At 36.2% G+C, this 10,490-nt stretch carries 11 protein-coding genes and 1 rRNA gene; 11 read left to right on the top strand and 1 reads right to left on the bottom strand.

The window, feature by feature from the left end; all coding sequences use genetic code 11:
* From rrf to F7888_RS02145, 6 genes are all read left to right on the top strand, one after another.
* Positions 1 to 86: ribosomal RNA gene (gene rrf, locus F7888_RS02170) — 5S ribosomal RNA — on the top strand; the annotation flags it as partial.
* A gap of 1,050 nt (positions 87 to 1,136) precedes the next feature.
* Positions 1,137 to 1,640 (top strand): DoxX family protein, encoded by a 504-nt coding sequence (locus tag F7888_RS02165; RefSeq protein ID WP_191776757.1) that lies wholly within the window; start codon positions 1,137 to 1,139, stop codon positions 1,638 to 1,640.
* 163 nt (positions 1,641 to 1,803) lie between these two features.
* Positions 1,804 to 2,334, top strand: coding sequence for a YceI family protein (locus F7888_RS02160; RefSeq protein ID WP_191776756.1), 531 nt, complete (start codon positions 1,804 to 1,806; stop codon positions 2,332 to 2,334).
* Between the two features lie 123 nt (positions 2,335 to 2,457).
* A complete protein-coding gene (locus F7888_RS02155) occupies positions 2,458 to 2,793 on the top strand; it encodes a YckD family protein (RefSeq protein ID WP_191776754.1) in 336 nt (111 codons plus the stop codon).
* Positions 2,794 to 2,914: 121 nt separating this feature from the next.
* Positions 2,915 to 3,373, top strand: coding sequence for a MarR family winged helix-turn-helix transcriptional regulator (locus F7888_RS02150; protein ID WP_191776752.1), 459 nt, complete (start codon positions 2,915 to 2,917; stop codon positions 3,371 to 3,373).
* 48 nt (positions 3,374 to 3,421) lie between these two features.
* Entirely contained in the window at positions 3,422 to 4,027 is a 606-nt protein-coding gene (locus F7888_RS02145; RefSeq protein ID WP_191776750.1) for an alpha/beta hydrolase, read from the top strand.
* Between the two features lie 62 nt (positions 4,028 to 4,089).
* Here the strand turns inward: F7888_RS02145 and F7888_RS02140 are convergent, their stop codons facing one another.
* Positions 4,090 to 4,974, bottom strand: a complete 885-nt coding sequence (locus F7888_RS02140) for a YitT family protein (RefSeq protein WP_225228542.1) — start codon at positions 4,972 to 4,974, stop codon at positions 4,090 to 4,092.
* 327 nt (positions 4,975 to 5,301) lie between these two features.
* Here F7888_RS02140 and F7888_RS02135 point away from each other — a divergent pair, with 327 nt between their 5' ends.
* The 5 genes from F7888_RS02135 (at position 5,302) to F7888_RS02115 (ending at position 10,403) form a co-directional block, all read left to right on the top strand.
* A complete protein-coding gene (locus F7888_RS02135; RefSeq protein WP_191776748.1) occupies positions 5,302 to 6,096 on the top strand; it encodes a basic amino acid ABC transporter substrate-binding protein in 795 nt (264 codons plus the stop codon).
* A gap of 88 nt (positions 6,097 to 6,184) precedes the next feature.
* Entirely contained in the window at positions 6,185 to 6,841 is a 657-nt protein-coding gene (locus F7888_RS02130; RefSeq protein ID WP_191776746.1) for an amino acid ABC transporter permease, read from the top strand.
* Positions 6,838 to 7,560 carry an amino acid ABC transporter ATP-binding protein gene (locus F7888_RS02125; RefSeq protein ID WP_191776744.1) on the top strand — a complete coding sequence of 241 codons (723 nt, stop codon included), beginning with the start codon at positions 6,838 to 6,840 and terminating at the stop codon, positions 7,558 to 7,560. The genes F7888_RS02130 and F7888_RS02125 overlap by 4 nt, the downstream gene beginning before the upstream one ends.
* A 214-nt stretch (positions 7,561 to 7,774) precedes the next feature.
* Complete coding sequence (gene hpaB / locus F7888_RS02120; RefSeq protein ID WP_191776742.1) at positions 7,775 to 9,217, top strand: 4-hydroxyphenylacetate 3-monooxygenase, oxygenase component; 1,443 nt, start codon at positions 7,775 to 7,777, stop codon at positions 9,215 to 9,217.
* A 670-nt stretch (positions 9,218 to 9,887) separates the two neighbouring features.
* Positions 9,888 to 10,403: a hypothetical protein gene (locus F7888_RS02115; RefSeq protein WP_191776740.1), complete on the top strand. Its 516-nt coding sequence runs from the start codon at positions 9,888 to 9,890 to the stop codon at positions 10,401 to 10,403.
* Positions 10,404 to 10,490 lie beyond the last annotated feature (87 nt).

Below are 10,490 nucleotides of genomic sequence, written 5' to 3'. Positions count from 1 at the left end.
GTTCCCATACCGAACACGGAAGTTAAGCTCTTCAGCGCCGATGGTAGTTGGGGGACTCCCCCTGTGAGAGTAGGACGTCGCTAGGCAAGACAAAAGATCAGTTCCTTTTGGGGCTGGTCTTTTTTGTGTTTTAATTTATTGTTTTTTTAGCATATTAAAGGATGAAATAAGAATAAAGCCAGATTGAAGTGTCCTGTTGGTGTATCCAATAGGACAAAACAGGAGCAAATCCCGCTCGAACTGTCTTGTTGGAGCATCCAATAGGACAAAACTGGAGTAAATCCCGCTCGAACTGTCTTGTTGGAGCATCCAATAGGACAAAACAAGATCAAATCTCGAGCTAAGTGTCTTATGGCAGCACCCAATAGGACAAAACAGGAGAAAATCCAGAGCGAACTGTTCTGTAGGGTCATCCAATAGGACAAAACAAGATCAAATCTCGAGCTAAGTGTCTTATGGCAGCACCCAATAGGACAAAACAGGAGCAAACCCCGAGCGAACTGTTCTGTTGGAGCGCCAATAGGACAAAACAGGAGTAAATCCCGCTCGAACTGTCTTGTTGGAGCAGCCAATAGGACAAAACAGGAGTAAATCCCGCTCGAACTGTCTTGTTGGAGCATCCAATAGGACAAAACAAGATCAAATCTCGAGCTAATTGTCTTATGGCAGCACCCAATAGGACAAAACAGGAGCCAATCCAGAGCGAACTGTTCTGTTGGCGCATCCAATAGGACAAAACAGGTGTAAATCCCGAGTGAACTGTTCTGTTGGTGCATCCAATAGGACAAAAAAAGAGCAACTCCTGAACAAATTGTCTTGTTGGCACATCCAATAGGACAAAACAAGAGTAAATCCCAATCAAAGTGCCCTGCTAGGGGATCAAACAGGACAAACAAAGCCCAGCCAACGCCTCAAATGTCCTCCATGGTGTTAATACTTGAGCTTTGCCTCATTTCGGATAGATGCATCAGAACCGTCCCCAACTTGCCAGCAAACCCAAAATGCCTTCTTAAAATACCAAAATTTACTTGTTATAGGCTTATTTTACCTGTATTTATTAAAATGTAGTACACATGCTATAAAAGTAACATTTTCAAAAGCTCGGTTACTAAAAAAACGAAAGGAGACCTATTTTTATGTTTGTTAAATTCTTAAGAGAAAGTAAAGTGGCTGCAGGTATCTTATTAGTTATAAGGTTATATTTGGGGTATAAGTGGCTTACAAGTGGCTGGGGAAAAGTAACTGGTGGTACCTTTGATGCAGGTGGTTTCCTTCATGGAGCAATTGCCAATTCAACTGGTGAAAATCCAACTGTACATGCTTGGTGGGCCTCTTTTCTTGAAGGTGTAGCTATTCCAAATGCAGGTTTGTTTACGTACTTAGTGATGTGGGGAGAAGTTTTAGTTGGAATAGCACTTATTCTAGGGATTTTTACAACATTTGCAGCATTGATGGGAATTATCATGAATTTCGCCTTCCTTTTTAGTGGTACATTAAGTGTAAATCCACAAATGGTGTTGTTAACAATATTTGTCCTGGTTGGTGGCTACAATGCAGGCAGATTTGGGCTAGACCGATTTGTTATGCCGTACTTGAACAAATCAAGATATAGAGAAAATGATCCGGTTGGACAACAGTAGGTAAAATACCAGGAGAAATCCTGGTTTTTTTGTGGTTTCAGAAAAATAAAATTATATTTGTTGACAGTAGGTGAGCAATCGAATATAATTTAGCTTGAATTAAGTTATCTTGAAATCAAGATAAATGAATTAAAACTAAATTAATTGATGGGGGATATTAAAAATGGCAAAAACAAAATGGAACGTAGATGTAACACACAGTGGAATTGACTTCTCAGTAAAGCATATGATGTTTGCAACAGTTAAAGGGGCATTTCATAAATTTGAAGCAGTAGTTGAAGCAGATCCAACAGATTTAACTACAGCTGATATTTCTTTCGATGTAGATGTTGCTAGTGTTGATACTCGTAATGAAGATCGTGATAATCACCTTCGTTCAGCTGATTTCTTTGATGTAGAAAATCATCCGAAAATGACTTTCAAATCTACTAGTGTTACAAAAACTGATGAGAATGAGTATGATGTAACTGGTGAATTAACAATCAATGGAATTACTAATACTGAAACATTTGCTGTAACTTACGAAGGTCAAGGGAAAAATCCTTGGGGTGTTGATGTAGTTGGTTTCAGTGGTGAAGGTAAGATCAAGCGTAGCGACTATGGGTTAACTTGGAATGCTGCATTAGAAACTGGTGGAGTACTAGTTGGCGATCAAATCAAAATTTCATTACAAATTGAAGCAAACCCAGCTTAAATAATTTTAACGAGGGATGTCTGAATAAGACATCCTCTTTCATTATAAGAAAAAATAAATGGTATATTTTCACTTTCATTATAAAACACTAAGTGTATTAATTTTTTGAAGGAGTGTTTTGTAATGAAAAAGCTTTTTATTGTGTTAGGTTTGGCAGTACCGTTATTCTTTGTTAACTCTTGGTTAACTGAGTCGCCGACACACGCAAATGAGAATGATAATGCAACACCTGAAGTGAAACTTTCTGAAGAACAAAAGTCAGAATTGGATGCTCTGTATCAAGACTTGTTTGAGAAACGCAAAGAGATCATTGATAAATATGTGGAGTATGGTGTGCTTTCAAAGGAAAAAGCGGATAAAAAACGAGAGCATCTTGACAAATTTTACAAAAAGCTAAAGGAAAATAACTATATCCCAAAATGGGAGCATCACAAACATAAACATCATCATGAGCACTAAGTAAATGGCCCCAGTACGGGGCTATTCCTTATTTATTTTCTGCTAAGAACCGTTTAAAAGGTTGACATATGTAGTTGAATTGTATACAATTATCTCGAATTCGAGATAATATCAAAAAGGAATGATTGTCGTGGAACAAGAAAAAGTCTTTGATGAAACAAGTTTAGCACTTAAGTTGTTTATTGTCTTGTCACGAGCTAATAGAACAATTGCTGACCTCGTGGAACAAGACATCAAAAGATATAATTTAAATCCAACAGAGTTTGCAGTATTAGAGCTTTTATTTCATAAGGGTGATCAGCCCATTCAGCATATCGGAAAAAAAGTACTTTTAGCAAGTGGAAGCATTACCTATGTAGTGGATAAATTAGAAAAAAAGCAATTAATTCAACGAGTTAATTGCCCGAAGGACCGTAGAGTCACTTATGCATCATTAACTGAAAGTGGTACCAATCTGATGAAGGAAGTTTTTCCAAAGCATGAGGAAGAAATTAAACGGATATTTAGTGCTCTTGACCAAGATGAAAAACAAGTCATGATTAGAATGTTGAAGAAACTGGGACTACAAGAATTAAACTAAGTAATGTTCTATAGGTATGGCAGACAACGTAGAGAGGATGAGTAGAAGATGAAACATATTTTTCAAAAAGGGAAAAGTGATAACTCACCAGTTCTTCTTTTATTACATGGTACAGGTGGGACTGAGCAAGACTTACTCCCTTTAGCAGGGATGATTGATCCTGATGCTGCTGTATTAAGTGTTCGTGGGAATGTCTCAGAGAACGGAATGCCGAGATTCTTCCGTCGACTAGCAGAGGGAATATTTGATGAAGAGGATTTAATTTTTCGAACAAAGGAATTAAATGACTTTCTTAGTGAAGCATCTGAACAATATGGATTTGATCGAAATAATGTATATGCGATTGGCTATTCAAATGGTGCCAATATTGCAGGTAGCCTGTTGTTTCATTATGAGCATTCATTAAAAGGTGCTATGCTGCATCACCCAATGGTTCCAAGAAGAGGGATTGAATTACCAAATCTTGATGATACACATGTATTTATTGGAGCTGGGAAAAACGATCCACTGTGTTTACCAGAAGAATCAACTGAATTGCAATCATTATTGGAACAAGCTGGTGCGAAGGTGCAATTGCATTGGGAAAGCAATGGCCACTCTCTCACACGTACAGAAGTGGAAGCTGCTGCAAATTGGTACAATATGATTAAATAAATAGAAAAGAGGTTGTCCCAAAAGCAATTTTGCTAGGTTTCTGGGACAGCCTCTTTTTTACATTAATGAATATCGCGTTTTTTGAAACGCCCTCCACGTACTTCTGCAATATTTGATACGGCTAAAAAGGCGGAGGGGTCTATTTCTTCTACGATGGATTTTAACTTTGCTTCTTCAAGTCTAGTGATAACACAGAAAATAACTTTCTTATTATCACCTGTAAAGGCACCTTCTCCTTTGAGATAGGTTACGCCACGTCCTAAGCGAGCAATAATGGTTTCTCCAAGGATGTCATAATTATCACTAATAATCCATGCGGATTTAGATTCATCAATTCCTTGAATAACAATATCAATGGTTTTAAATGCAACGAAATAAGCAATTAAAGAATACATCGCTCGGTCCCATCCAAAAACAAAACCTGCACTTCCAAGTATAAAGATGTTAAAAAACATGATGATTTCTCCTACTGAAAAAGGAAGCTTCTTTTCAAAGAGAATTGCTAATACTTCAGTTCCATCTAATGAGCCCCCATATCTGATCACGATCCCGACACCGATGCCAAGAATCATGCCGCCAAAGACTGAAGCAAGTAATGGGTCATGAGTTAATACTGGAACAGGATGCAGGAGGGTAGTACTAATAGCTAGAATCGTCACTCCATACAGGGTCGAAATCGCAAAGGTTTTCCCAATTTGCTTATATCCTATGTAGAAAAAGGGGACATTTAGAAAGAACAGAAATAATCCTAATTTCCATCCACTTAAATGAGATAAGATAATAGAGATTCCAACGATCCCTCCATCAATAACACGGTTTGGAACAAGAAATATCTCTAAACCTACTGCCATTAGAGCAGCACCAATAAAAATAAGAATCGCTCTTTTAATTACGGTAGCTTTTGATAATTTTCGGTGATTAATGACTTGATTTTCTAAAGATACCAATGTAATTCTCGCCTCTCTCCAATATAACGTTTATTTTTCATTGTATCATGCAGCATAGCAAATCACCTATTTTACATTTAATTTAAGAGCAAATACATAATAAAATTATATTACTAAAGAATTGAGTAATTCGGGCAATGAATGTTTATTTATTCAATTTGTTGTATTTATAGAAGAGGTTGTATGCAAGAAATAAGCATAATAAGTGATAATTTTATAATTTATATACATTAGAATAATATTTTTGAAAATTTTTACTTCACATATTACTTGTATAAGGTTATAATTATCAGAAATATTTTAATAATTTGAAGGGAAGATAGTTTAATGAAAAAAACGATTTTAGTAGCTTTAACAACGATGCTAATTTTTGTCCTTGCTGCATGTGGTAACAGTAGTAAAAGCAGTGGTGAAGAAGATGGGGGCAAGGTGTTAAAGGTAGCAACAGATGCTGCGTATGCTCCGTTTGAGTATTTAGAAGGAGATAAAATTGTTGGGTTTGATGTAGATATTGTTAATGCTGTTGCGGATGAAGCTGGGTATGAGATTAATATAGTCAATGTTGGTTGGGATCCAATGCTTATTGAGGTTGAACAAGGTACTGCAGATATCGGTGTTTCTGCAATTACAATAAATGATAAAAGAAAAGAAACCTATGATTTTACGTCACCTTACTTTTTATCAAACAATAAGATTCTCGTAAAAGAGGGTAGTAACATTCAATCAGCTGATGATTTAGAGGGTGTTATTGTTGCTGTTCAAAATGCTACAACTGGGGCACTAGCTGTTGAGGGGTTATTAGGTGAAAACAGTCCTAATATTAAAAAATTCGATAATAACAATCTAGCAATTATGGAATTAATAAATGGTGGAGCAGAAGCTGTAGTGGCGGATGACACAGTGATTGAAGCTTACGTAGAGAATAATCCAGACCAAGGATTAGTTGTGATTGAGGATGCGGACTATTTCGAGCCTGAATTCTATGGGTTTATGTTTCCAAAAGGAAGCGAATACAGAGATGACTTTGATGCAGCTCTAAAAACAATTATTGAAAATGGAACATATGCAAAGATCTATGAAGAGTGGTTTGGTAATGAGCCAAACGTCGATGTACTTAAGTAACAATTAACTCAATACGTATAATGATAAATTAACATTAATTGCGTAACCTTAAATGAGTTACGCAATTTTTGGGCTTAGGAGAGGTTTTATGAATTTTCGATTTGATTTGATATGGGAGTATGCACCATATTTTCTCGAGGGAACAATCTTAACTGTTGGACTTTCTTTAGCCGGAATCTTCTTCGGGACTATTCTTGGGTTATTCATCGGATTAGGGAAAATTTCTCGGAATCGGCTAATAGCATTTCCTTTTCAATGCTATATTACTTTTTTCAGAGGGACACCCCTATTGGTGCAAATCTTTTTAATTCATTTTGGTCTTGTTCCATTTCTTATTGGAAAAACGAATCCGATTTTTGCTGGTATTCTAGCATTATCCTTAAATGCAGCAGCGTATATCGCTGAAATATTTCGAGCTGGAATACAATCAATTGATCGCGGGCAAATGGAAGCCGCTAGGTCACTAGGGATGAATCATGTTCAAGCGATGAGGTATATCATCTTACCCCAAGCATTTAAGCGAATGATTCCTCCATTAGGGAACGAATTTGTTATTCTAATTAAAGATTCCTCCTTAATTGCATTTATTGCAGCTCCTGAGATTATGTATTGGGCAAGAGCGATGCAAGGAGCGTATTTTAAAGCATGGGAGCCTTATTTAACCGCGGCATTTATCTATTTGATTCTAACGTTTACATTGAGCCTTGTCTTAAATCGGATTGAAAGAAGGTTAGCTACTGAATGATAAAAATAAAGAATTTGAAGAAATCGTTTGGTTCAAATGAGGTTTTAAAGGATATCAATGTTGAGATTAAGCCACAAGAGGTAGTAGTGGTTATTGGTCCTTCGGGATCTGGTAAATCTACTTTTCTTCGCTGTATTAATTTACTTGAGACGATTACAGATGGTCAGGTGGAAATTGAAGGTGTTGATATAACTGATAAGCAAACTGATATTAATCAGATTAGAACGGATGTAGGGATGGTGTTTCAGCAATTTAATTTATTCCCACATAAAACAGTGATTCAAAATATTATGCTGTCTCCATTGATTGTTAAAAAACAAGACAAGGAGCAAGCACGGAAAAAAGGGTTAGAACTGTTACAAAAAGTCGGATTAGAGGAAAAGGCCGATGCTTATCCCGATTCATTATCTGGTGGACAAAAGCAACGTGTAGCGATTGCTAGAGCTTTGGCAATGGAACCGAAAATCATGTTGTTTGATGAACCTACATCTGCTCTAGATCCGGAAATGGTTGGAGAAGTACTCGAAGTGATGAAGCAGTTAGCAAAAGAAGGAATGACAATGGTTGTTGTCACACATGAGATGGGTTTTGCGCGCGAGGTTGGCGATCGAGTGATTTTCATGGACGGTGGCTATATTGTTGAAGAGAATGTTCCAAGCCAATTGTTTGATCATCCTCAACATGAACGAACACAAACCTTCTTAAGTAAAGTTCTGTGAAATAGGAGTAAGCCCAGTGGGTATCTATTGATATCCTCTGGGCTTTTTTTAATATTATCGTAGTATCATGTCATTTCCTTGGAAATATCCAAATTATTTGTCGCAATCTAGGACTCTTCGCATGTCAAATTATCTATCTTGTTATCGTCAAGACACCTTTGTTTTTATACTCGCATAAGTTGGCTTATAAGTTAGTTGAGATGAGGTGTACTTCATGCCTGCTATTTCTGGCAAGGAATATATTGAGAGAATTAATCAATTAAAGTCTAATGTATGGATTCATGGTAGCCAAGTAAAGGGAAACATATCTGAACATCCAGCATTTAAAGGGGTAATGGAAAGTCAGGCTAGTTTATATGATATTCAACTTGATAAGGAAAAATCAGAGTATATGACATTCATTTCACCTCGGACAAATTCAAGAATAGGAACATCATTTCTAATTCCGACTTTAAAAAGTGATCTTGAAAAAAGACGGAACATGATACAGGAATGGGCAACATCTAGTTTAGGGATGATGGGCCGTTCTCCTGATTATATGAACACAGCCCTTACGGCTTTAGCAGCAGGTGCAAATGTGTTTGATAAATTACAAGGTGCTTCCAAAGAGAATTTAGTCCGATTTTATGAAGAAGCACGGGAGAATGATTATTCCTTTACACACACATTTATTCATCCACAGGTGAATAGAGCGCAGTTCTATTTAGAGGAATTAAATGAAGAAATTATCTCAGCTCAGGTAATTGACCAAAATGAAGAAGGGATTATCGTCCATGGTGCTAGATTGCTAGCGACACAAGGTGGAATGACGGATGAGTTAATTGTTTTTCCATCTGGAGGAGACTTAACTAACGAATTTGCATTCGCGTTCTCGATTCCAAGTAATACAAAGGGATTGACATTTATTTGTAGAGAGTCGTTTTCATATCAATCATCTCATTTTGATCATCCGCTTGGGTCTAGATTTGAAGAAATGGATACCGTGATTGTATTTGATCATGTTCTGGTACCTTGGGAGCGCGTGTTTTTCTATGATAATCCAGATTGTGCTAAATTATTGTACGCAGGAACAAGCTTCTATCCACTTATCTTACATCAAATCCTCACAAGACGAATCACGAAAGTAGAAACATTAATAGGCGTTGCACAAGCCATTATTGATACGATCAATATTAGTGAATATCAGCATGTACAGGACAAAATTAGTGAAATGATTACTGGATACGAGTCATTGAAAGGTCTTTTGTTTTCGGCAGAATTACAGGCAAAACAGGATAAATGGGGGACAATGGCACCAGCTCTTCAACCACTGTATGCATCTGCAACTCTATTCCCTACATTGTATCCAAGGTATGTTGAAATCCTTCAGCTTCTAGGAGCAAGCGGGATAATCACGATTCCCACTGAGAAAGATTTTGAATCTGTGATTAGACCGGAGTTGGATGCCTATTTGCAGGCAGCAGCCTCTAACTCTGAGGATCGTGTGAAATTATTTCGACTTGCTTGGGATTTAAGTACAAGTGCCTTTGCAGGGAGACAAACATTGTATGAACGCTTTTTCTTTGGCGACCCAGTTCGACTTGCATCTAACCAATACCGAGGCTATGATCGTAAAGGATTTGTAGAAAGAATAAAAGATTTTCTGGAAACGAAATAATTACATTTATAAGACGAACATATTTAATTAATATCAGTAAAAATAGCTGAAATAATAATTTAAATAGTATAGCACTGAATGATCCCGAATGTTGAAGTACAGTAGTAGATTTGGATATGGAGTATTCCATTATTAATAAAGAAAATTTGAAGAAGAAAGTATTTCTTGAGAATTAGTGCCTTTGATGTTTGAGGTGTATGTCAGTTTTAGACTACCATTATTTATTGAAAATGTTTAAAAATCTCAATAGGGGAAAGAAACATCAATTTGATAGGAATTGGTGTTTTTTATTTGCACTTTTTGCTACAAGTGTAAAGAAGATATAACTCATGGAAGGGGAGAAAGTATGTTTTATATTTCCTAAAGGAACTTTTAATGAAATTTGAGTTAAATATAGAATAGAAGTGGTTAATAATTACTAGGAAAGAGTGTGGAAAAGTTCCATCACAAGAAAATGTCTTACAAGAAAGTGAATTTTCAATTTTACAGCAGGCACTGTATTCACTTTGAGGATAATATTTTCTAGGGGATCGCAAATCAAGAACCAGTATAAATTAGATTAGAAAAAGTTCAACCCTTGATTTTTAGGTTAAAGTACTTTGTATTTGGAAAAAATAAGAAAGGTTGATTTGATAATGATAGTAAAATCATAAAAATGGGGTTGATTATTATGAAGAAAAGGATGCTTTTGAATATACTTGCAACATATTTCCTTCTTACAGCATGTAGTGGAGACGAGGAAGGACCTATAGAGGAAAATAATACGCAAGAGGACGGAAGTAAGGAAGAAAATCAGATATCAGATTGGGAAGAACAAATAAAACAGATTGCTTCCTCTGATAAATCAGAAACAGAAAAACATGACGAAGTCATGCTAAAGTTGGTTAAAAATTTTGAACCGAAGGATGAAGATATCGAAGACTTTGAAAAGTATCTGATAAGTGAATTTCAAAACGGGAACTACCTAAGCGACATTACAAATCATGAGTATATGTTAACGAACTTATTTAAAGCTGGAGTAGTCGAAAAATATTATGATGATTCGGGGCAATATCCATTGGATTCATTTGCATTTGACTTCGTGCAAAATACTAAATATACCTATCGTGGAGTGGATGCTGTAGACAGTGAATCTGTAAAAAATAATGAAGAACAAATGAAAAAAGCACTAGAAGAAATTCAATAAAATCTAATATGTTTATAATGCTCAACAAAAACGTCAACCTAAATGTGTTGGCGTTTTTACATTTACAATATTTCGCTAAATAAGTAT

Origin of the sequence: Litchfieldia stipae, from assembly GCF_014837155.1 — a bacterium.
Lineage (GTDB): Bacteria > Bacillota > Bacilli > Bacillales > Bacillaceae_L > Litchfieldia.
This window is presented reverse-complemented; position numbering and strand designations above follow the sequence as displayed.